Raw genomic sequence first — 22,362 nt, 5'->3', positions numbered from 1 at the left:
GGAGCGTCTCCCCCCGGCGGCCCGGGCGCGGCAGGTCAGCGGACGACGCGACCGCGCAACACGATGCGGGCGGGGCTGCGCACGGCGCGCAGGTCGGCGCGCGGGTCCTCCGCATAGACGACGAGGTCCGCCAGGCCGCCCTCGACCAGCCCGGGGAAGCCGAGCCACTCGCGGGCCCGCCAGGACGCGGCGGCGAGCACGTCGGTGGTGGACATGCCGGCCTGCTCGTGCAGCAGCAGCATCTCCTCCGCGGCGAGGCCGTGGTCGATGCCGCCGCCCGCGTCGGTGCCGACGTAGATCGGGACCCCGGCCTCGTACGCCGAGCGCACCACCTCGGGGAAGCGGTCGCGCAGGGCGAGCATGTGGTCGGCGTAGCCGGGGAACTTGGCCCGCGCCTGCTCGGCGATCCCGCCGAAGGTCCGAATGTTGATCATCGTGGGGATGAGGGCGGTGCCCCGCCGGGCCATCTCGTCGATCAGGTCCAGGCTCAGCCCCGTGCCGTGCTCCACCGAGTCCACCCCGGCGCGCACCATGATCTCGACGGCCGACTCGGAGAAGGTGTGCACGGCGGCGCGCACCCCGGCGGCGTGCGCGGCCCGCACGGCGGCGGTCATGGTGTCGGCGTCCCACGCCGGGGCGAGGTCGCCGACACCCCGGTCGATCCAGTCGCCGACCAGCTTCACCCAGCCGTTGCCGGCGCGCGCCTGCGCCGCCACCGTCGCCGCCACCTCCGCCGCGCCGACCTCGACGCCGATGTCGCGCAGGTAGCGCTTCGGCGGTGCGACGTGCCGGCCCGCCCGGGCCAGTCGCGGCAGGTCGGGCTCGTCGTCGAGTTCCGGGTACGGGTACGGCGACCCGGCGTCGCGGATCGCGAGGACCCCGGCGTCCCGGTCGGTACGGGCCAGCTCGCGGGCCTGGTCGAGCGAGGTGATCGGCGCCCCGCCCCGGGCGATGCCGATGTGGCAGTGCGCGTCGATCAGGCCGGGCAGCACGAAGCCGCCGTCGGCGATGGTCTCCGCGCCGGGGACCGGGGTGAAGGTCACCCGGTCGCCGACCAGCCACAGGTCACGGACCTCGTCGTCGGGCAGCACCACGCCGCGTACGTGCCAGGCCATGCGTCCTCCGTCTGCGCGAAAGGGGGCGGTCCGCGGCCATTCTTCCCGCCCCGCGCGGGCCGGGGGCGCCCGGGTGCAGCGGACGCGCCGCTCCGCCGGCCGCGCCCGGCCCCCGCGCGGCGCGGCCGACCTCGACTCCACTGCGTAGCTCCGCCATCACCGGGCGGCACGAACAGTCGATTGACAGATTTCTTTATTTACGCATGTCTTGATGAAGAGATCCTTCGTCACCAGGATGCTCCCAGGCGCCCGGACACCGGGCGTCCACAGTGTCGCCTCACCCCAAAAGGAGCGTCGGGACAGTGTCACCACGACGATGGCGAATGGCCGCGGTCGGCCTGGCGGTCGGCCTCACCCTGCCGATCGGCGCCGCGGCGCCGGCCGCCGCCGCACCGGACTCCGCCGACACGAAGGGCCGGGCGGTGGCCGCGAAGGTCGACAGGAAGGTCGCCACCCGGCTCGCCCGCGAGGGCAGGGCCAGCTACTGGGTCTTCCTGGACAGCAAGGCCGACCTGTCCGGCGCGGCCAGCCTGCGCGGCAAGACGGAGAAGGCCGCCCACGTGCACCGCGCCAAGACCGCCCACGCCGAGCGCAGCCAGGCCGGCCTGCGCGCCATGCTCACTCGCGAGGGCGCGGAGTTCACCCCGTTCTGGCTGGTCAACGCGATCAGGGTGACCGGCGACGCCGAGTTGCTCGGTGACCTCGCCGTGCGCACCGACGTCGCCGAGATCCTCGCCGACGACCCGGTCGAGATCCCGAAGCCGCTGCCCGGCGAGACCGTCCCCACCACCAACGCCACCGAGTGGAACATCGACCGGATCAACGCGCCGCGGGTCTGGAACGAGCTGGACGTACGCGGCGAGGGCATCGTGGTCGCCAACATCGACAGCGGCGTCGACGTCACCCACCCCGCCGTGGCGGCCAGCTACCGGGGACGCAACGGTGACGGCACCCTCGACCACAACTACAACTGGTTCGACCCGGCCGACGTCTGCCCCACCGACGCCCCGTGCGACAACAACAACCACGGCACGCACACCATGGGCACGATGGTCGGCTCCGACGGCGCCAACGTGATCGGCGTGGCCCCGGGCGCCCGGTGGATCGCCGCCAAGGGCTGCGAGACCAGTAGCTGCTCGCGGGCGTCGCTGCTCGCCTCCGGCCAGTGGATCGTCGCCCCCACCGACCTCGACGGCGCCAACCCGCGCCCCGACCTCGCCCCGGACGTCGTGAACAACTCCTGGGGCTCCAGCGCGTACGACCCGTGGTACACCGAGATCGTCTCGTCGTGGGTGGCCGCCGGCATCTTCCCGGCCTTCTCCAACGGCAACAGCGGCCCGAGCTGCAACACCTCGGGCAGCCCCGGGTCGTACACGATCAGCTACAGCTCCGGCGCGTTCGACGTGAACAACGCGATCGCCAGCTTCTCCAGCCGGGGCACCGGCGAGAACGGCGACATCAAGCCGAACATCGCCGCGCCGGGCGCCAACGTCCGCTCCTCGGTGCCGGGCGGCTACTCGGCGCTCAGCGGCACGTCGATGGCCTCCCCGCACACCGCGGCGACCGTGGCCCTGATGTGGTCGGCCTCGCCGGCCCTGCAGGGTGACGTCGCCGAGACCAAGCGCATCCTCGACGACACCGCCGTCGACGTCGACGCGCTCACCTGCGGCGGCACCGTCGACGACAACAACGTCTTCGGCGAGGGCCGGCTCGACGCGTACGCGGCGGTCGACGCCACCCCCCGGGGCGCCCTCGGCGCGCTGGGCGGTCAGGTCAGCTCCGGCGGCACCCCGCTGGCCGGGGCGGACGTGACGGTCACCGGCCCGATGACCCGCGTCACCAGCACCGGCGCCGACGGCTCGTACGCGCTCGACCGGCTGATGGTGGGCGGCTACACGGTCTCGGTGAGCAAGTTCGGCTACACCACGGCGACGGCCTCGGTGACGATCACCGAGAACCAGACGGCCGACGCGGACGTCGCCCTCGACGCGGCCCCCTCGGCCACGCTCAGCGGCACGGTGCGCACCTCGAACGGCACGGCCGGCGGCGCCACCGTCGCCGTCCTCGGCACCCCGCTCACCGCCACCGCCGACGCCGACGGCCGCTACCGGGTGACGGTGCCGCACGGCACGTACGACGTCCGCTTCGCGCACACGTACCGCTGCTCGGACGAGGTGACCAGGCCGGCGCAGGTCGGCGCGGACACCGTCCTGGACGTCACCCTGCCCGACCGGGTCGACTCCTTCGGGTACGCCTGCGGCCCGGCCGGCGGCTCGTTCGTCGCCGGCACCCAGCTGCTGGAGACGCTGACCGGTGACAACAAGTCCGTCCCCGTCACGCTGCCCTTCCGGGTCCCGCTCTACGGCAACTCCTACCGGCAGGCGTGGGTGAGCACCAACGGCGTCCTCGGCTTCGGCACCTCGTCGACCAGCCGTCTCAACACCGCCCTGCCGAACACCACAAACCCCGACCTCGCGCTCTTCCCGTTCTGGGACGACCTCTACGTGGAGGAGGACTCGGGGGTCTACACGGCCGTCACGGGCGCCGCGCCGCGCCGTACGTTCGTGGTGGAGTGGCGCAACGTGTCGATCTTCGCCGACCGGTCGATGCGGCTGACCTTCAGCGCCGCCATCGGTGAGGACGGCTCGATCACCTACCGGTACGCCGACATCGACGGCGACGGCGCGGAGACCGGCACCGGCGCGTCGATCGGGCTGGAGAACGTCGACGGCACCGTCGGCTTCGAGTACTCGTACAACGCCCCGGCGGTCGCCGACGGCACGGCGATCACGTTCCGCACCACCCGCAGCGGGGTGCTTTCCGGCGTGGTCACCGACGCCAACGACGGGCGCCCGGTCGCCGGAGCCACCGTGACCGCCCGGGTGGGCGACGCGACGGCCACCCAGACCACGGAGGCCGACGGCACGTACCTGATCCAGGCCCCCGCCGGCACGGTCGGGTTCACCATCGACAAGCAGCACTACGAGGCGGCGTCGGGCTCGGTGGTGGTGCAGGCCGGCGCGGCCGAGGCCCGTCCGGCGGCGCTGCGTACCGCACGCGTCGGCACCCCGACGAGCGAGCTGACCGTCGTCTCGGGGGCCGAGCAGACCCGGAGCCGGCAGATCACCCTGAGCAACACGGGGGTGCTCGGCACCGACGTCACGGTCACCGAGCTGAACTCCGACGGCATGCCGCAGGACGTCAGCTGGCTCGGCCTGTCGGGTGCCACCGTCACCCTGGGCAGCGGCGGCCGGCACACCGTCGGCGTGGCGACCAGCACCGCCGGCCTGGCCCCCGGCAGCTTCCACCAGGCCAAGCTGCGGATCTCCTCGGCCAGCGGGCGCCAGCCCGTCCTGGACGTCCCGGTCACCCTGGTGGTGCCGCGCAGCACCCTGGCGATCGACGCCGGCGCGACGTCGGCCCGGGCCGACGTCGAGGGCCAGACCTGGTCGCCGGACCGGGCCTGGACCGCCGGCGGCGCCGGCTACCTCGGCACCTCCAGCCGCCGGACGACCAGCACCCCGATCACCGGCACCAACGACCCGGCCCGCTTCGCCAGCCAGCGGGAGGGGATGTACGAGTACCGCGTCGACGGCCTCGCGGACGGCCACTACACGGTGGAGCTGGACTTCGCCGAGGTGAAGCGGCAGGACCCGGACCGGCGGGTCTTCGACGTGCTGATCGAGGGCCAGGAGGTGCTGCCGTCTCTGGACGTCGCCGGTGAGGTGGGCAGCTACGCCGCGCTGAGCCGGACGTACCCGGTGCGGGTGGTCGACGGCCAGCTCAACGTGCGGTTCGTGACGCACAAGGGCTACGGCGCGCCGATCGTGAACGCGCTGCGTGTCACCGACCGGCCGGACCTGCTGTCCTGACGGTCGCACGAGAAGCGGGGCCCGGCCGTCACCGGCCGGGCCCCGCACGTGTGGATCGCGGGGCGCTCAGCCCCCGGCGCGGTCGCGCCGCCCGGCCCGCCGCGCCGTCAGCGCGGGCAGGTCGACGGAGACCAGGGGCGACATCACCCTGGGCGAGGTCATGTCACCCCGCCACCGACTCGCCTCAGCGGGGCCGGCCGTCGCCGCCCTTGCCGAGCTTGTTGAAGTCGATCTTCGGCAGCTTGAAGCCCGGCGGGAGGCCCTGGCCGGCGGCCAGGTCGTTCGGGTCCATGCCCGGCGGGAGCTGCGGCATGCCGCCCGGGAAACCGCCCGGCATCCCGGCGCCCGCCCCGGCGCGCGGCCGGTTGCCGCCCTTGGTGCCCTTGCGCTTGTTCTTCGGCGACTTGGTCGCCTTGCGCCGGCCGCCGCCCGGCAGGCCCATCATGCCGCCCATCTGCTTCATCATCTTCTGCGCGTCGGCGAAGCGGTTGAGCAGCTGGTTGACGTCCATCACCGTGACGCCGGAGCCGTTGGCGATGCGGGCCCGGCGCGAGCCGTTGATGATCTTCGGGTTGGTGCGCTCGGCGGGGGTCATCGACCGGATGATCGCGGTGACCCGGTCGAAGTGCTTGTCGTCGACCTCGGCGAGCTGGTCCTTCATCTGCCCCATGCCCGGCATCATGGCCAGCACGTTGGCGATGGGACCCATCCGCCGGACCGCGATGAGCTGGTCGAGGAAGTCCTCCAGGGTGAACTGCTCGCCGCCCATCAGCTTGGCGGTCATCTTCTCCTTCTGATCGGTGTCGAAGGCCTGCTCGGCCTGCTCGATCAGAGTGAGGACGTCGCCCATGCCGAGGATCCGGCTGGCCATCCGGTCGGGGTGGAAGACGTCGAAGTCCTCCAGCTTCTCGCCGGTGGAGGCGAAGAGGATCGGCTGCCCGGTGACCTCCCGCACCGACAGCGCGGCGCCACCGCGGGCGTCGCCGTCGAGCTTGGAGAGGACCACGCCGGTGATGCCCACGCCGTCGCGGAACGCCTCGGCGGTGCGTACCGCGTCCTGGCCGACCATGGCGTCGATGACGAAGATGACCTCGTCCGGGTCGACCGCGTCGCGGATGTCGGCGGCCTGCTGCATCATCTCGGCGTCGATGCCGAGCCGGCCGGCGGTGTCGACGATGACGATGTCCCGGGCGGCCCGCTTCGCGTGCTCGATCGAGGCGCGGGCCACCTGCACCGGGTCGCCGGTGCCGTTGCCGGGCTCGGGGGCGTACACCTCGACGCCGGCGCGGCCACCGAGCACCTGGAGCTGCCCGACGGCGTTGGGGCGCTGGAGGTCGGCGGCGACCAGCAGCGGCTGGTGGCCCTGGGCCTTGAGCCAGCGGGCCAGCTTGCCGGCGAGGGTGGTCTTACCGGAACCCTGGAGGCCGGCGAGCATGATCACCGTCGGCGGCTGCTTGGCGAACTGGAGCCGCCGCCCCTCGCCGCCGAGGACGTTGATCAGCTCCTCGTTGACGATCTTGATGATCTGCTGCGCCGGGTTGAGCGCCTGGGAGACCTCGGCGCCGCGCGCCCGCTCCTTGACGTTGGCGATGAAGCCCTTGACCACCGGCAGCGCGACGTCCGCCTCCAGCAGCGCGAGGCGGATCTCGCGCGCGGTGGCGTCGATGTCGGCGTCGGTGAGCCGACCCTTGCCGCGGAGCTTGGTGAAGATCCCGGACAGGCGGTCACTCAAGGTGTCAAACACGCGAACATCCCGTTTGTCAGTGTTCCGGCGGGCACATCGGCGACCGGGCGAGGTGTCCGGCCACCGCTAGGGTAGCCGGCCGGGCCGCGGGGCCGCTCCGGGCCGGGCACAGCCGGGGCGCGGAACGGCGCCGGCTGTGCCCGCGCACGCCGAGGTCGGCGGACCGGCAGGAGGCACCTCCTCACACCGCGGCCAGCACCGCCGCCTCCAGGCGGGCCCGGGTGGCGTCGTCCGGCCAGCCGCCGACGAGGTAGAAGGCGTCGACCACGTCCCCGCCCAGCGTCGAGATGCGGGCCGCCCGCACCTGGGCGCCGGCCTCGTCGAGGGCACAGGCGACCCGGTAGAGCAGGCCCGCCGCGTCGGCGGCGCGCAACTCCAGCAGCACGGCGTCGGTGGCCGCCTCGCGGTGCCAGACCACCCGTGGCGCGGCCCCGCCGGACCGCGCCGCGAGCGCCCGGCCGCGCAGCCGCTGGGTGACCGAGACGTCGCCGTTCACCGCGCGGCGCAGGTCGGCGCCGAGGGCGATCGGGTCGGGCGCGAGCCCGTACCGGGGCTGCACCCGGCACTCGACCAGGGCCCGGCCGTCGACGGTGGAGGCGTCGGCGGAGAGCACCTCCAGCCGGTGCAGCGCCAGGCAGCCGGCCACCGTCGCGAGCAGGCCGCGCCGGTCCGCCGCGGCCACGGCCACCCGCTCCCCCGTCAGGTGTACGACCGGCAGCGGCCCCGCCAGCAGGGCCGGATCGGGGGCGGGTGGGTCGGGCAGCACGCCCGTGTCCAGCGCGGTCCGTACCCGGGTGACCAGCTCGGCGACCAGCCGGCCCTTCCAGTCCGACCAGGCGGCCGGCCCGGTGGCGGCGGCGTCGGCCCGCACCAGGGCGTGCAGCAGGTCCAGCGTGGTCGGGTCGCCGACCCGCTCGGCCACCCCGGCGATGGTGACCGGGTCGGCGAGGTCCCGCCGGGTGGCCACGTCGGGCAGGAGCAGGTGCAGCCGGACCAGCGTGCCGATCAGCGCCACCTCCGGCGCGGGCAGGCCGATCCGGGCGGCCACCGCCTCGGCCAGCGGCGCCCCGACGGTGCTGTGGTCGCCGGGGAGCCCCTTGCCGACGTCGTGCAGGAGGGCGCCGAGCAGCAGCAGGTCGGGGCGGTCCACGTCGCGGGTGTGCCGGCCGGCCTCGTAGGCGGTCTGCACGAGGTGCCGGTCGAGGGTGAACCGGTGCACGGGGTTGTGCTGCGGGAGGCTGCGCAGCCGGGTCCACTCGGGCAGCCAGCCCTCGATCAGCCCGTACCGGTCGCAGGTCTCCCAGGCCGGCACCAGGCCGGGACCGGCGCCGAGCAGGGTGATCAGCGCGGCCCGCGCCTCGGCCGGCCACGGCGCCGACAGCGGCGGGCAGTACGCGGCCAGCCACTCGCAGGTGGCCCGGGCGATCGGCAGCCGGGTGACGGCCGCGGCGGCGGCGACCCGCAGCGACAGGCTCGGGTCGGGGCGCGCCCCGATCGCGGTGCGGGCCAGCACCAGCTCGCCGTCGTGCTCGACGACGTCCCGGGCGACCGGTCGGCGTAGCGGACGCCCGTCGGCGCCCCGGCGGCGGCCCGAGCGGAGCCGGTCGGCGGCGCGGAAGGCGTCGTCGAGGGCGTGGCTGACGGTCCGGGCGTCCCCGGCGACCCGGCGCAGCAGCGCGTCGCCGTCGCCGACGGTCCCGGGGGTGGCGGCCCGCCGCGAGCCGTCGGCCGCGGCCGGCGGTGGCTGAGGGACGTCTCCCGCACCGGCTGGGTGCTGTGCGACGTCGGCCGCGCCCGGCGGGAGGTGCCGAAGCCCGAGCAGCGCGGCGACCCCGTCGCGCTCCTGGGCGACCAGCCGGTCGACCCGGCGGCCGACCTGCCGGTGCAGCGCGTCGCGGGTGTCCAGCAGCCGCAGGTGCGCGGCGCGGACGGCGGGGCGCAGCGCGTCGGTGATGCCGGCGGTGGCGATCGCCCGCAGGATGCCGACGTCGCGCAGCCCGCCGGCCGCCTCCTTGAGGTCGCCCTCCAGCAGGAAGGCCAGCTCGCCGTGGGCGGCCCAGCGGGCGGCGGTGATCTCGCGGAGCGCCGGGAGCTGCCGCACGGCGGTACGCCGCCAGTGGTCGGCGGCGGTGCGGACGAGCGTGTCCGCGAGCGCGGCGTCCCCGGCGACCAGCCGCGCGTCGAGCAGCCCGAGGGCCACCTTCACGTCGTCCTGGGCGACGGAGAGCGCCTCGGCGACGGTCCGTACGGAGTGGTCCAGCCGCAGTCCGGCGTCCCACACCGGGTACCAGACCGAGGCGGCGAGTTCGTCCACGCCGGGCACCCCGGCGTGCAGCAGGACGAGGTCGAGGTCGCCGTGCGGCGCGCACTGCCGGCGGCCCAGCCCGCCGACGGCGATCAGCGCCACCCCGGGCCGCCTCGGCAGCAGCCCGCGCAGCCACCGGTCGTACGCGTCGGCCCGCGCGGCCCGTGCCGGTTCCCCGACGCCGCCGTTGCCGCCGACGACCTCGTCGACCAGGAACACGGCGGCACCGTCGCCGGCGCGTCCCGACGTGTTCTTCCTGGTCGACGAGGTCATGTCGGTGGGTGGCCGGTCAGAGCGCGTCGAGGCCGCGCTCGCCGGTGCGGACCCGGACGACCTCCTCGACGGCGGTCACCCAGACCTTCCCGTCGCCGATCTTGCCGGTCCGGGCGGCGCCGACGACGGCGTCCACGATCTTGTCGACGTCCATCTCGTCGGTGAGCACCTCCACCCGGATCTTGGGCAGGAACTCGACCGTGTACTCGGCACCCCGGTAGACCTCGGTGTGCCCCTTCTGCCGCCCGTAGCCCTGGACCTCGCTGACGGTCAGGCCGGCCACGCCGAGGGCGTGCAGGGCCTCCTTCACCGCGTCCAGCTGGTACGGCTTGATGACCGCGGTCACCAGCTTCATGTCCAACCCCTCCATCCCAGGAACGTTAACCGGCGACCTTCTCGGCGGCGGACTCGGCGGCCGGCCCGGCGGGCGCGGCCGGCTCGGCGGGAGCGGTGGGCGCGGCCGCCGGCTCCGTCGCCGGCCTGGCGCCGGTCAGCCCGGCCATGGCGAACGCGCTGCCCCCGCCGCTGCCGGCGGCCGGCGACAGGTCGTAGCCGCTCTCGGCGTGCTCGGCGATGTCGATGCCGCCGACCTCGTCCTCCGCCCGCAGGCGGAAGCCGATCGTCTTCTCGATGGCGAAGGCGAGCACCCAGGCCACCGCGAAGGACCAGGCGGTGACGATCAGGCCGGCCAGGGCCTGCCGGCCGAGCTGGGTCACCCCGCCGCCGTAGAAGAGCCCGTCGGAGGCCCCGATCACGTCGGTGATCGCGCCGTTGACCGAGTTGGTGGCGAAGAGGCCGAGCCAGAGCGAGCCGATCCAGCCGCCGACGAAGTGCACGCCGACCACGTCGAGCGAGTCGTCGTAGCCGAGCTTGTACTTGAGGCTGATCGCCAGCGCGCAGACCGCCCCGGCGACGAGACCCAGCAGCACCGCTGCCCAGGGGGCCACGAAGCCGCAGGCCGGGGTGATGGCGACCAGGCCGGCGACGGCGCCGGACGAGGCGCCGACCAGCGTCGGCTTCTTGTCTTTGATCCACTCGACGACGATCCAGCCGAGCACCGCGGCGGCCGTGGCGAGCTGGGTGTTGATGAAGGCCAGGCCGGCGACCGAGTCGACGGTGAGCTCGGAACCGGCGTTGAAGCCGAACCAGCCGAACCAGAGCAGCCCGGCGCCGAGCGCGACGAGCGGGATGTTGTGCGGCTTCATGCCCTCCCGGGGCCAGCCGAGCCGCTTGCCCAGCACCAGGGCCAGCGCCAGGGCCGCCGCGCCGGCGTTGATGTGCACGGCGGTGCCGCCGGCGAAGTCGAGCGCGTGCAGGTCGCCGCCGATGATGCCGCCGCCCCACACCCAGTGCGCGACGGGGAAGTAGACCAGCGTCGCCCAGCCGAACGCGAACAGCAGCCAGCCGGCGAACTTCGCCCGGTCGGAGACCGCGCCGCTGATCAGCGCGACGGTGATCACGGCGAAGACCATCTGGAAGGCCATGAACACGTAGAGCGGAACGCCGATGCCGCTCGGGTTCTCCGCCGTCGCGCCCCAGAGGTCGGTCTCGGCGAGGAACGTCTTGGTGCCGAGATAGGCGCCCGGGTCGCCCCAGAGGCCGTTGACATCGCTGCCGAAGGCGATGCTGAAACCGTAGAACCACCACAAGACAGAGATGAGCCCGATCGCGGAGAAGCTCATCATCATCATGTTCAGTACACCCTTGGACCGGTTGAGGCCGCCGTAGAACAGCGCCAGTCCGGGCGTCATGAGCAGCACGAGCGCCGTCGACACCAGCAACCACACGGTGTTGCCGGAATCGATCGTGGGTGCCTCAGGCACGCTGGCCTCCTAAAGGTGAAGTTCCCTCCTTCACGGCTTCCGGGGCAGCGTCGCCCGTACGCCGGATGGGCGGAAGCCTGCTCGCCTCCTGTTTCCCCCAGCGTCACCCGTCGATTTCCGGATGGTGACGGGTTGTTTCGGACGTGTGAAGAGAACCTCACCGTCGGCCGGCGCGGCCGACGGCACGACCGCTCAGCGCAGCGCGTACTCCAGGGCGTTGCGCTCGTAGTCGAGCAGCCGCAGGTCGCGCATCGGCCGGCGCAGGTGCCCCTTGTGCACAATCCGGACGAAGGCCGGCTCACCGGCGGCGGCCATCCGGCGGATGCCCTCCACGTGGTCCACGATCCGCTTGCGGATGGTCCGGATGAGCCGGTGCCGGTCCCGGGGGATCAGCCCGTACGCGTCGGCGAAGAGGCGCAGCCGGCGCGGCCGGTCGGGGTGCTTCCAGCCGAGCGTGATCGAGTCCCGGTCGGAGAAGATCGGCACCCAGGTCCAGGCCGCGTACGCCACGTCGTAGATCCGGGCGCCGGGCGAGGCGAGGTCGAAGTCGATCAGCCCGAGGGTGCCGTCGGGCCGCCAGATGACGTTGTGCGGGGCGGCGTCGTGGTGGCAGATCACCTCGGTGTCCGGCGGCGGCGGGCCGAACGAGCGCCACACCGCCCCGGGCGGCGGAACGAAGCCGTACTGGGCGTCGTGGAACATGCGGAGCATGGTGGCGACGGTCACCAGCGCCTCGTCGGTGACCCAGTGCGGGGCCAGCGGGTATTCCCCGCACTCCCCCTCCAGGTACGACAGGACCTCCCGGTTGCGCTCGTCCATGCCGAGCGCGCGGGGGGCGCCGGTGAAGCCCACGTATTCCAGGTGGCGCAGCAGGGCGTGCACGGAGGGCGTCCACGGCCCGGCGTTGCGCCGGACCGTGTCGCCCACCCGGACGACGGTGCTGACGTTCCCGCCGTGCAGCGGGATCTCCTGCGAAGTCACGTACGGTCTCCCGAGGCGCGGCGACGGGTGGCTGGGGTCGCGCCACCCGGCGTAGGCGCGATCGTCGGTCGTCACTGCGAGGTTACGCGTCCCGGGCGAGCGGCTCGGTACCGAGCAGCGCGTCGACGAACTGGGCGGGGTCGAACGGGGCCAGGTCGTCCTTGCCCTCGCCGAGCCCGACCAGCTTGACCGGGATGCCCAGCTTGCGCTGCACGGCGATCACGATGCCGCCCTTGGCGGTGCCGTCGAGCTTGCTGAGCACGACGCCGGTCACGTTGACCACCTCGGTGAAGACCCGGGCCTGCTCCAGCCCGTTCTGTCCGGTGGTGGCGTCGAGGATCAGCAGCGTCTCGTCGATCGGGCCGTGCTTCTCCACGACCCGCTTGACCTTGCCCAGCTCGTCCATCAGGCCGATCTTGTTCTGGAGCCGGCCGGCGGTGTCGATCAGCACGGTGTCGACGCCGGTGTCGATGCCCCGCTTGACGGCGTCGAAGGCCACGCTGGCCGGGTCGGCCGCCTCCGGCCCGCGCACGGTCTCCGCGCCGACCCGCCCGCCCCAGGTCTCCAGCTGGTCGGCGGCGGCGGCCCGGAAGGTGTCGGCGGCGCCGAGCAGCACGCTGCGGCCGTCCGCGACGAGCACCCGGGCGATCTTGCCGCAGGTGGTGGTCTTGCCCGCGCCGTTGACTCCGACGACCAGCAGCACCGCCGGCACGCCGTCCTTCGGCGCGGTCCGCAGCGACCGGTCCAGGGTCGGGTCGAGCGCGTTGACCAGCTCGGCGGCGAGCAGGGCACGCAGCTCGCCCGCGGAGCGGGTGCCGAGGACGCGGGTCCGCTCGCGCAGCCGGTCGACGATCTCCCGGGTGGCGTCGATGCCGACGTCGGCGGTGATCAGGCTGTCCTCGATCTCCTCCCAGGCGTCCTCGTCGAGGTGGTCGCGGCTGAGCAGGCCGAGCAGACCCTTGCCGAAGGCGTTCTGCGAGCGGGACAGCCGTGAGCGCAGCCGGACCAGCCGCCCGGCCGTCGGCTCGGGGACCTCCAGCACCGGGGCCGGGGCCTCCACGACCGGCGGTTCCACCAGGATCCCGGTGGACAGTTCGGCCTCCGGCGCCTCCACCGGCGGGCCGGCCAGGTCCTCCTCGGCCCGGGTCTCGACCTCCGTCTCGGGCAGCGGCGGCTCCGGTCGCCGGCGCAGCCGCGGCACGACCAGCCCGATGCCGCCAAGGATCAGCACGCCGAGCAGGGCGAGCGCGATGAGGAGGTATTCGGTCATGCCGGAATCCTGTCAGATGCCGGCGGAGCTGTCCCAGCCACCGCTCCGGACCGGGCCCGCGGAAGCCGGCGGTAGGCTCGGTCACAGCCAGCAGTGATGCGACCGCCGGCCGGGTAGTAAAGATGAAGTCCGCTCATCTGGAGGTCGACCATGCCCGCGGCACACCTGCTCATCGGCCCGTTGCTCCGCAGGGTGGTCGGCACGAGGGCCACCATCTGGGTCGAGACCAGCGCGCCCGCGGTGGTCACCGTCCGCACCGCCGACGGCGCCGGTGGCACCGCCCCCACCTTCTCGGCGTACGACCACCACTACGCGCTCGTCGTCGTGGAGGGGCTCACCCCCGACAGCGCCACGACCTACGAGGTGCTGATCGACGACGAGGTCGCCTGGCCGGTGCCGAAGAGCACGTTCCCGCCCAGCGTGATCCGCACCCGGGCGGCCGACGACCTCGACCAGCCGGTCCGGTTGGTCTTCGGCTCCTGCCGCGAGACCACCCAGCACGCCACCACCCGGCGGCTGCCCCCGGACGCCCTCGACGCGTACGCCCGACGGCTGATGGCCGACCCGGACCCGGCCGGCGTGCCCGACCTGCTGGTGCTCCTCGGCGACCAGGTCTACGCGGACGTGACCTCCCCCACGGTCCGGCGGCTGCTGAAGCGGCGCCGCCGGCGGCCCAAGGGCGCGCCGGACGACCAGGTGGTCAGCTTCGACGAGTACACGAAGCTCTACCTGGAGTCCTGGCGGGACCCGGAGATCCGCTGGCTGTTCTCCACCGTGCCGAGCGTGATGATCTTCGACGACCACGAGATCATCGACGACTGGAACACCTCGGCCCCCTGGCGGGCCGACATGCGCGACCAGCCCTGGTGGGCGGAGCGGATCGCCAGCGGCCTCGCCTCGTACTGGGTCTACCAGCACCTGGGCAACCTCTCCCCCGACGAGATCGCCGCCGACCCGGTCTACGCCAAGGTCGTCACGGCGGAGGACGCCACCGGGGTGCTGCGCGAGTTCGGGCAGCGGGTCGACACCGAGGCCGACCTCGCCCACGACACCGAGCGGTGGCGGGCCGTGCAGTACCAGTGGAGCTACGCGCTGGACCTGGGCCGCACCCGGCTGGTCATGCTGGACAACCGGTGCAGCCGGGTGCTGGAGCCGGGCCAGCGGGCGATGCTGCCCCCGGGCGAGTGGTCCTGGTTCCTCGACCGCGCCCACGGCGTCTACGACCACCTCGTGGTCGGCGCCTCCCTGCCCTGGCTGCTGCCGCCGGGCATCCACCACGTGGAGGCCTGGAACGAGAAGCTGGCCGACTCCCGGCGGCGCTGGGTCGCCCGGCTGTCGGAGAAGCTGCGCCGGGGGCTGGACCTGGAGCACTGGGCCGCGTTCCGCCGCTCGTTCGACGCGCTCGGCGCGCTCTTCGCCCGCATCGGCAGCGGCACCCCCGGCGAGCCCGGCGAACGGGTCGGGGCCGGCCCGGCGTACGCGCCACCGGCGTCGATCAGCGTGCTCTCCGGTGACGTGCACCACTCGTACGTGGCGCGGGCGCGGTTCGACGACCGGAGCGTGGTCACCCCGGTGCACCAGCTCACCTGCTCGCCCATCCACAACCAGGTGCCCGCCGGGATGCGCCCGCTGATGAAGCTCGGCTGGTCGTCGGGGCCGGCCGGGGCCACCCGGGCGCTGGCCCGCACCGCCGGGGTGCGCCGCCCGCCGCTGCGGTGGAAGCGGCTCGCCGGGCCGTACTTCGGCAACGCGGTCGCCACGCTGGTGCACGCCGGCCGGACGGCCGAGGTGACCATCGAGGGCACCACCAGCGACGGGCACCTGCGCGAGGTCATGCGGCAGCGCCTCACCCCCGGCGGCTGAACCTCTCGCCGGGTCCCGGCCGGACCGCCCGCGACGGGCGGGCCAGCGCCGACGCCGCCGGTGGTCGCGGCGCCCCGATAACCGCTCGCCGGATGTCGGGGGTGCCGGCCAGGATGACCGGCATGACCTGGCGAGCACCGGAGATCACCCGGACCCCCGAGCCCTATGTCGGCGACGAGCGCACCATGCTGGAGGGCTGGCTGGACTTCCACCGGCAGACCCTGCTGCTCAAGTGCGCCGGGCTGACCGCCGAACAGCTGAAGACGCCGAGCGTCGAGCCCTCGGGGCTCACCCTGCTCGGCCTGGTCCGGCACCTGGCCGAGGTGGAGGCCTGGTGGTTCCGGGAGAACTTCGCCGGTGAGCGGGTCGACTATCCCTACTTCACGCCCGACAATCCGGACGCCGACCACGACGTCAGCGCCGCCGACGCCGAGGCCGACTTCGCCACCTTCCACCGGGAGGTCGCGCTGGCCCGCGCCGCCGCCGCGGGCCGGTCGCTGGACGAGACCTTCACCGAGGTCGGCGGAAAGCGCCGGACGTTCAACCTGCGCTGGGTCTACGTGCACATGATCGAGGAGTACGCCCGGCACAACGGCCACGCCGACCTGATCCGCGAACGCATCGACGGCGTCACGGGCGAGTAGCCCACGGGCGGGACGGGACCGGGTCAGTACGCCAGGGCGGCCCGCGCGTACCGCAGGTCGGCCGGGCCGCTCCAGCGCAGCGCCGACAGGCCGGCGACGCGGGCGCCCCGGATCGCCCAGTCCTCGTCGTCGACGAAGAGCACCCGGGCCGCCGGGGTCTCCAGGGCCTCGCAGGCCGCCTGGAAGTACTCCTTCGCCGGCTTGTTGACCCCGATCCTGGACGAGTTGACCACCGCGTCGAACTCGTCCGTCAGTTCGAGCGCGGCGAGGTCGGCGTCGAGCAGGTCGGTGGCGTTCGTGCCGAGGCCGACCCGGATGCCGCCGGCCCGCGCCTCGCGGACGAAGGCGAGCACCTCGGGGTCCACCTCGCCCCGGTAGCGCTGCCACTGCTCCACGGCGGCCCGGGCCCGCTCGGGGCCGCCCACGGAGTCGGCCAGCGCGTCGGCCACGCTGGTCATCCAGTCTGCGTGGCTGACCCGGCCGGTCAGCACCGGCTGGAGCCGCCCCCACTGCATGGCGATCTCGGTCAGTACGCCCTCGGACAGGCCGTACTCCCGCTCCACCCCGGCGGCCACCGCCGGGTCCCACCGCCGCAGGACGCCGTCGAAGTCCACCAGGAGCGCCGTCGCCCGTTCCCGACCCACTACTCGTTCTCCTCGCCGCGGCCACGCCGCTCGTCTCCGTCGGCCCGGTTGAGCCGCTGGCTGATCACCTGGGTCACCCCGTTGCGCATGGTCACGCCGTACAGGGCGTCGGCGACCTCCATCGTCCGCTTCTGGTGCGTGATGACGATGAGCTGGCTCTTCTCCCGCAACTGGGCCAGCAGCGTGATCAGCCGCCCCAGGTTGACGTCGTCGAGCGCCGCCTCCACCTCGTCCATGATGTAGAACGGGCTGGGCCGGGCCCGGAAGATGGCCACCAGCATCGCCACCGCGGTCAGCGAACGCTCGCCGCCGGAGAGCAGCGACAGCCGCTTGATCTTCTTGCCCGGCGGGCGGGCCTCGACCTCGACGCCGGTGGTGAGCAGGTCGTCGGGGTCGGTGAGCACCAACCGCCCCTCGCCGCCGGGAAAGAGCACGGTGAAGACCTGCTGGAACTCCCGGGCGGTGTCCTCGAAGGCGCTGGCGAAGACCTCCAGGATCCGGTCGTCGACGTCCTTGACCACGGTGAGCAGGTCGCGGCGGGTGGCCTTGAGGTCCTCCAGCTGCTCGGAGAGGAACTTGTAGCGCTCCTCCAGCGCCGCGAACTCCTCCAGGGCCAGCGGGTTCACCTTGCCGAGCAGGGCCAGTTCCCGTTCCGCCTTGGCCGCCCGCTTCTCCTGCACCGGCCGCTCGTAGCGGACCGGCTCGGGCACCGGCAGGCCGTCGCGTTCCGCCGCCGCCACGTCGGCCTGGGTCGGCGGGACGGGCTGGGTCGGGCCGTACTCGGCGACGAGGGTCTCCACGTCCAGGCCGAAGTCCTCGGCGGCCTTCGCCTCCAGTTGCTCGATGCGCAGCCGCTGCTCGGCGCGGGCCACCTCGTCGCGGTGCACCTGGCTGGTCAGCCGCTCCAGCTCCGCGCCGAGCCGCTTGGCCGCGCCGCGTACCTCCTGGAGCTCGGCCTCGCGGGCGGCGCGCTCGCGCGCCACGGCGTCGCGGTGCTCCTCGGCCGCGGCGATGGAGGTGGCCAGCCGGGTGAGGGCCTCCCGGGCCCCGCCCGCCACGGCCCGGGCGATCCCCGCGCCCCGGGTGCGCGCCGCGCGCCGCGCCGCCGCGCGCTCCCGCGCGGCCCGCTCGGCGGTGGCCTGCCGGCGCAGCGAGTCCGCGCGGCCGGCGATCGAGGAGACCCGCTCCTCGGCGGTACGCACCGCGAGCCGGACCTCCATCTCGTTCTGCCGCGCCTGCGGCACCATTGCGGCGAGCTGGTCGCGTTCCTCCGTGGAGGGTTCCGCGTCGACGGGGGTCTCCTCGGCCAGCCGCAGCCGCTCCTCCAGCTCGGCGAGGGTGAGCAGGTCCCGCTCCCGGGCCGCCTCCGCGCGGGCCCGGGACTCGCCGAGCCGGTCGGTCTCCGCCTTCGCGGAGCGGGCCGCCGCGCCCAGCTCGGCCAGGCGGCGGGCGGCGGCGTTGCGGTGGCTCTCCGCCTCCCGCTTGGCGGCGGCGGCGTGCTGCACCGTCTCCTTGGCGACGGCCACCTCGGCGCGGGCGTCGACGAGCTGTTCGCGCAGCTCCGCGCCGGTGCGTTCGGCGGCGAGGCGGTTCGACCGGGCCTCCTCGACGGCGGCCTGCACCTCGATGAAGCTGGGCGCCTTGGCCGACCCGCCGGCCGCCGCGTACGCCCCGACCACGTCCCCGTCCGGGGTGACCGCGCGCAGCTCCGGGTTGCCGGCGACCACCTCGGCCGCCGCCGCGAGGTCGTCGACCAGCACCACGTCGCGCAGCGCCCGGTGCACCGCCGGGCGGATCTGCGGGGAGCACTCCACCAGGTCGGGCGCCCAGCGGGCGCCGTCGGGCAGCTTCGGCCGCAGCGCGTCGGCGGGGCCGTCCATGCCCGGCCCGGCGGGGCTGCCGACCAGCAGGCCGGCCCGGCCGGCGTCGGAGATCTTCAGCAGCCGCATGGCCTCGACCGCCTCGTCGACGCCGCTGACGGCGACCGCGTCGGCGAGCCCGCCGAGCGCGGCGGCGAGCGCGGCCTCCTGCCCGGGTGCGACGGTGAGCAGCCCGGCGAGGCTGCCCAGCAGGCCCGGGACCTCGTCGGCGCGGGCCAGCAGCGCGCCCGCGCCGTCCTTGCGGCGCAGGCCGAGGGCGAGCGCCTCCTCCCGGGCCTTCCAGGTGGCGGCGTCCTTCTCCGCCGCCCGCTCCGCGTCGGTCAGCGACCGCACCGTGGCCTGCGCCCGCTCCTGGGCGGCGACCGCCTCGGCGTGCCGGGCGTCGAGGTCGGCGTTGTCCCGGTCCGCCTCGGTGGACTGCTCGGCGACCGCGTCGAGTTCGGCCTGGGCCTGGTCGGCCCGGGCCAGCGCGTCGGCGTGCGCGGTGGCGAGCCGCTCGATCTCCTCGCCGGCGCTGGTGGTCCGGGCGCGGGCGGAGTTGACCTGACCGGTCAGCCGGGCCAGGCCCTCGCGCCGGTCGGCGATCGCCTTGGCCGCGGCGACCAGCTCGCGTTCGGCGGCGGCGAGCTGCCGTTCCAGCTCCTGGCGGTGCTCGACGGCCTCGGCCAGCCGGATCTGGTCGTCGGTGAGCGCGCCGCGCAGCTCCTCCTCCTGCTCGCGGATCCGCTCGGCCTCGGCCTCCAACTGCGCGGGGTCGCGGCCGGGGCGCTCGTCGTCGGGGGTGGCGCTGAGGTGCCGCAGCCGTTCCCGGGCGAGCTGCTCGATGGAACGGAACCGCTCGGAGAGGGCGGAGAGCTTGTACCAGGTGTCCTGGGCGGCGGCCAGCAGCGGAGCGTCCTCGGCGAGGGCCGCCTCGAGCTCGGCCAGCCGCGCCTGCACCTCCGTGTGCTCGGCCTCGACCTGCTCGCGCCGCTCGCGCACCGCGGTCTCGTCGGCGATCTCCCGGTCCAGCGTGGCCCGCAGGGTGGCCAGGTCGTCGGCGAGCAGCCGCAGCCGGGCGTCGCGCAGGTTGGCCTGGATGGCGGCGGCGCGGCGGGCCACCTCCGCCTGCCGGCCCAGCGGCTTGAGCTGGCGGCGCAGCTCGGCGGTGAGGTCGGTGAGCCGGTTGAGGTTCGTCTGCATCGCGTCGAGCTTCCGCAGCGCCTTCTCCTTGCGCTTGCGGTGCTTGAGGACGCCGGCCGCCTCCTCGATGAACGACCGTCGGTCCTCCGGCTTGGCGTGCAGCATCCCGTCGAGTCGCCCCTGGCCGACGATGATGTGCATCTCCCGGCCGATGCCGGAGTCCGACAGCAGTTCCTGGATGTCGAGCAGCCGGCAGGAGTCGCCGTTGATCTCGTACTCGCTCTCGCCGGAGCGGAACATCCGGCGGGTGATCGACACCTCGGTGTACTCGATCGGCAGCGCGCCGTCGGTGTTGTCGATCGTGAGGGTCACCTCGGCCCGGCCCAGCGGGGCGCGGCCGGCGGTGCCGGCGAAGATGACGTCCTCCATCTTGCCGCCGCGCAGCGCCTTGGCGCCCTGCTCGCCGAGCACCCAGGCGATGGCGTCGACGACGTTGGACTTGCCGGAGCCGTTCGGGCCGACCACGCAGGTGATCCCCGGCTCCAGCTTCAGCGTCGTCGCGGAGGCGAAGGACTTGAAGCCCTTCACCGTCAGGCTCTTGAGATGCACCTTCTCGATCCTCGTCCGGTGGCCGCCGTACCGTCGCCGGCTGCGCGGACCTGGGTGAACCCGCAGACTAACCCGGGACCGGGAACCGCCGGGCACGCGACCCGCCTGGCGACCGCCGGGCGCTCGTCGGAGGTGGCGCGGGCCGGTCCACCGGCCGGGGTGCTCCCGTGCGCCTTTCCGTCGGCCGGGAGCCGCGCGGGAATCGTCGCGGCGGCCGCACAAGATCAGGAATTGGTGCGGCGAAAAGAGGTGCGGACAGAGCTGCGCGCCGGCACAGAAGTGTCGGCGCGCTCTTTTGCGTGATGCGATTCAGTTTTGCGATCCGGAGATCAGGTCAGCGCGGGCTCGGCCAGACGGAGCAGATCGTCCGCCTCCGCCGCAGCCGCCGCGAGCCGATCGTTCTCGGCACGCAGCCGCGTGATCTCGAACTCCAGAGCCCGAACCGTGGCACGCAGTCGGGTGACCTCGTCGAGCAGACGCCGATCGGGCGCCGCACCTACGTGGCCGTACAGGGCCTTAGCCATGTTGACTCCTTGATATGCGCTGCCGGAAGGGCCGGCCAACGCGCGCCCAAATGTGTACGCGGCTGTCACCCCAGACGATTCTGGGCATGACCGGGCGCGACTGGCGACACCTACATATTGAGCCGACACCCCCTCTTTCGTCAAGTTCTCGCAGGCCGTAGATCATTTCCACGTCGACCTGTCCACTTGCCGGGGGGCTGCCACAAGGCGCGGACACACTCTGTCCGGACACCTTGACTCTACGCCTCGGATCCCGGGAAGTCCCCACCCTGCCGTCCGGCTTCCCCTTAACTCTTCCTTAGCCACGTTGCCGCTGTTCACGCCCGCCACGTAGCGTCACCCCGGCCCGCAACCGACCCCTTGGAGGCAGAGGCGTGTACGGCTGGACCGACCCGAACGACCCGGACGGCGCCGCCCGGCGCCGCGAGCAGCCGCTGGGCGAGGAGCCGCCGGCCTGGCTCACCGACCGTCCGGAGCCGAGGTCGGCCTACCTGTTCGGGGACGACCCGGAGCGGCCCGACGACGAGTGGCACCGCGACCAGCCGACTGCCCGCTGGCAGCCCGAGCCCGCCGAGCCGACCGGGACCTGGCAGCCGCGGTCCACCGAGCCGACCGCGACCTGGCAGGCCGGGTCGGGCGACCGCCGGCAGGCCGGGTCGGACGACCGCTGGGCCGCCGAATCCGGCCACCCGGTGGACGGGCCGTACCGTGCGGAGCGTCACCTCCCCGCCGACCGGACCGCCGGTGCCTGGCCGGTCGACGACCCGACCGCCCCCGTAGACCTCTCCGCGCTCCGGGCCGCCCCGGCCACGGCGACACCGGCCACCGCCGAGGGCCGCCACCGTCCCCGCCGCCGGTTCCCCCGCCCGCTGGTGATCGGCGGTGCCGCCGCGGCCGCCACGCTGGTGGTGAGCCTCGGTGTCGGCGCGGTCGCGCTGACCGGCGACGGCCCGGCGACCGACCCCACCTCCGTCGACGACACGGTCGCCGCCGCCCCGGTGCTGCCGGACGGCGGGTCGGCACCCGGCGACGCCCTGGCCCCACCCACCCCGAGCGCCACCCCCAGCACCGCGCCGACCACCGCCAGGCCGACCCCGTCGGCCACGAAGACCACCAGGCCGACGCCGGCGCCGTCGCGTACGACCGCAGCCTCGCGGCGCACCGCCGAGCGGAGCACGGCGCCGGCCGGCGGCGGCACGAAGGCCCCCGTCAGCAGCGGGGCCAGCAGCCAGGCCCGCGAGGTGGTCGACCTGGTCAACGCGGAGCGCGCCAAGGCCGGCTGTGGCGCGGTGAGTGTCGACGACAAGCTGACGACCGCCGCCCAGCGGCACAGCCAGGACCAGGCCGACCACCGGAACATGTCGCACACGGGCAGCGACGGCAGCAACGTCGGGACCCGGCTGGACCGGGTCGGCTACTCCTGGCGCACCTACGGCGAGAACGTCGCCTGGAACCAGAAGACGCCGGCCGCCGTCATGGACGCCTGGATGAACAGCCCCGGCCACCGGGCCAACATCCTGAACTGCGCCTTCACCGAGATCGGCGTCGGCGTCGCCAGCAGCAACGGGCCGTACTGGACGCAGGTCTTCGCCGCGCCGCGCTGAACGCGAGTCGTAGGCGGGTCCGCGCTCGTTTGACCGGGTGAGGTACGCCGACGCGGCGTACCCGCTCCGGGCGGTGTGCCGCCGCCCGC

14 protein-coding genes are annotated in these 22,362 nt (G+C 74.1%); 4 read left to right on the top strand and 10 right to left on the bottom strand.

All coding sequences use genetic code 11. The features are described from left to right. Positions 1-35: 35 nt before the first annotated feature. Complete coding sequence (locus AB0883_RS00760) at positions 36-1,115, bottom strand: amidohydrolase family protein (protein WP_366638361.1); 1,080 nt, start codon at positions 1,113-1,115, stop codon at positions 36-38. A 323-nt stretch (positions 1,116-1,438) separates the two neighbouring features. On the opposite strand from AB0883_RS00760, the gene AB0883_RS00755 reads away from it, so the two are divergent. Next, positions 1,439-4,987 (top strand): S8 family serine peptidase, encoded by a 3,549-nt coding sequence (locus tag AB0883_RS00755; RefSeq protein WP_366638360.1) that lies wholly within the window; start codon positions 1,439-1,441, stop codon positions 4,985-4,987. Positions 4,988-5,171: 184 nt separating this feature from the next. Here the strand turns inward: AB0883_RS00755 and ffh are convergent, their stop codons facing one another. The 6 genes from ffh to ftsY all read right to left on the bottom strand — a co-directional run bounded on the left by ffh (position 5,172) and on the right by ftsY (position 13,383). Beyond that, complete coding sequence (ffh, locus tag AB0883_RS00750) at positions 5,172-6,731, bottom strand: signal recognition particle protein (RefSeq protein ID WP_366638358.1); 1,560 nt, start codon at positions 6,729-6,731, stop codon at positions 5,172-5,174. Between the two features lie 181 nt (positions 6,732-6,912). Continuing rightward, positions 6,913-9,309 carry a [protein-PII] uridylyltransferase gene (locus AB0883_RS00745; RefSeq protein ID WP_366638357.1) on the bottom strand — a complete coding sequence of 799 codons (2,397 nt, stop codon included), beginning with the start codon at positions 9,307-9,309 and terminating at the stop codon, positions 6,913-6,915. 16 nt (positions 9,310-9,325) lie between these two features. After that, positions 9,326-9,664 carry a P-II family nitrogen regulator gene (locus AB0883_RS00740; RefSeq protein ID WP_172896701.1) on the bottom strand — a complete coding sequence of 113 codons (339 nt, stop codon included), beginning with the start codon at positions 9,662-9,664 and terminating at the stop codon, positions 9,326-9,328. 25 nt (positions 9,665-9,689) lie between these two features. After that, positions 9,690-11,132, bottom strand: a complete 1,443-nt coding sequence (locus AB0883_RS00735) for an ammonium transporter (protein ID WP_366638356.1) — start codon at positions 11,130-11,132, stop codon at positions 9,690-9,692. Positions 11,133-11,324: 192 nt separating this feature from the next. Further along, the gene (locus tag AB0883_RS00730) at positions 11,325-12,188 is read right to left on the bottom strand and encodes an aminoglycoside phosphotransferase family protein (RefSeq protein WP_172896564.1); all 864 of its coding nucleotides are present in this window, start codon (positions 12,186-12,188) and stop codon (positions 11,325-11,327) included. Positions 12,189-12,195: 7 nt separating this feature from the next. Further along, a complete protein-coding gene (ftsY, locus tag AB0883_RS00725; protein WP_357662357.1) occupies positions 12,196-13,383 on the bottom strand; it encodes a signal recognition particle-docking protein FtsY in 1,188 nt (395 codons plus the stop codon). Between the two features lie 150 nt (positions 13,384-13,533). Between ftsY and AB0883_RS00720 the strand changes: the two genes are divergently transcribed. Both AB0883_RS00720 and AB0883_RS00715 read left to right on the top strand, forming a co-directional pair. Next, entirely contained in the window at positions 13,534-15,246 is a 1,713-nt protein-coding gene (locus AB0883_RS00720; RefSeq protein WP_366638354.1) for an alkaline phosphatase D family protein, read from the top strand. 122 nt (positions 15,247-15,368) lie between these two features. Beyond that, a complete protein-coding gene (locus AB0883_RS00715) occupies positions 15,369-15,890 on the top strand; it encodes a DinB family protein (RefSeq protein ID WP_366638352.1) in 522 nt (173 codons plus the stop codon). A gap of 23 nt (positions 15,891-15,913) precedes the next feature. Here AB0883_RS00715 and AB0883_RS00710 read toward each other — a convergent pair whose 3' ends face one another. From AB0883_RS00710 to AB0883_RS00700, 3 genes are all read right to left on the bottom strand, one after another. Continuing rightward, positions 15,914-16,534 carry an HAD-IA family hydrolase gene (locus AB0883_RS00710; protein WP_366638350.1) on the bottom strand — a complete coding sequence of 207 codons (621 nt, stop codon included), beginning with the start codon at positions 16,532-16,534 and terminating at the stop codon, positions 15,914-15,916. Beyond that, positions 16,534-20,145: a chromosome segregation protein SMC gene (smc, locus tag AB0883_RS00705; RefSeq protein WP_366638348.1), complete on the bottom strand. Its 3,612-nt coding sequence runs from the start codon at positions 20,143-20,145 to the stop codon at positions 16,534-16,536. The genes AB0883_RS00710 and smc overlap by 1 nt, the downstream gene beginning before the upstream one ends. 329 nt (positions 20,146-20,474) lie before the next feature. Then, positions 20,475-20,669 carry a hypothetical protein gene (locus AB0883_RS00700; RefSeq protein ID WP_091096806.1) on the bottom strand — a complete coding sequence of 65 codons (195 nt, stop codon included), beginning with the start codon at positions 20,667-20,669 and terminating at the stop codon, positions 20,475-20,477. A 374-nt stretch (positions 20,670-21,043) separates the two neighbouring features. Between AB0883_RS00700 and AB0883_RS00695 the strand changes: the two genes are divergently transcribed. Next, the gene (locus AB0883_RS00695) at positions 21,044-22,273 is read left to right on the top strand and encodes a CAP domain-containing protein (protein ID WP_366638346.1); all 1,230 of its coding nucleotides are present in this window, start codon (positions 21,044-21,046) and stop codon (positions 22,271-22,273) included. The last annotated feature ends 89 nt before the right edge of the window (positions 22,274-22,362 follow it).

The organism is Micromonospora sp. NPDC047812 (genome assembly GCF_040704175.1).
Classification (GTDB): Bacteria; Actinomycetota; Actinomycetes; order Mycobacteriales; family Micromonosporaceae; genus Micromonospora.
Note: the sequence above shows the minus strand (reverse complement) of the source record. Positions and strands in the feature narration are given on the sequence as shown.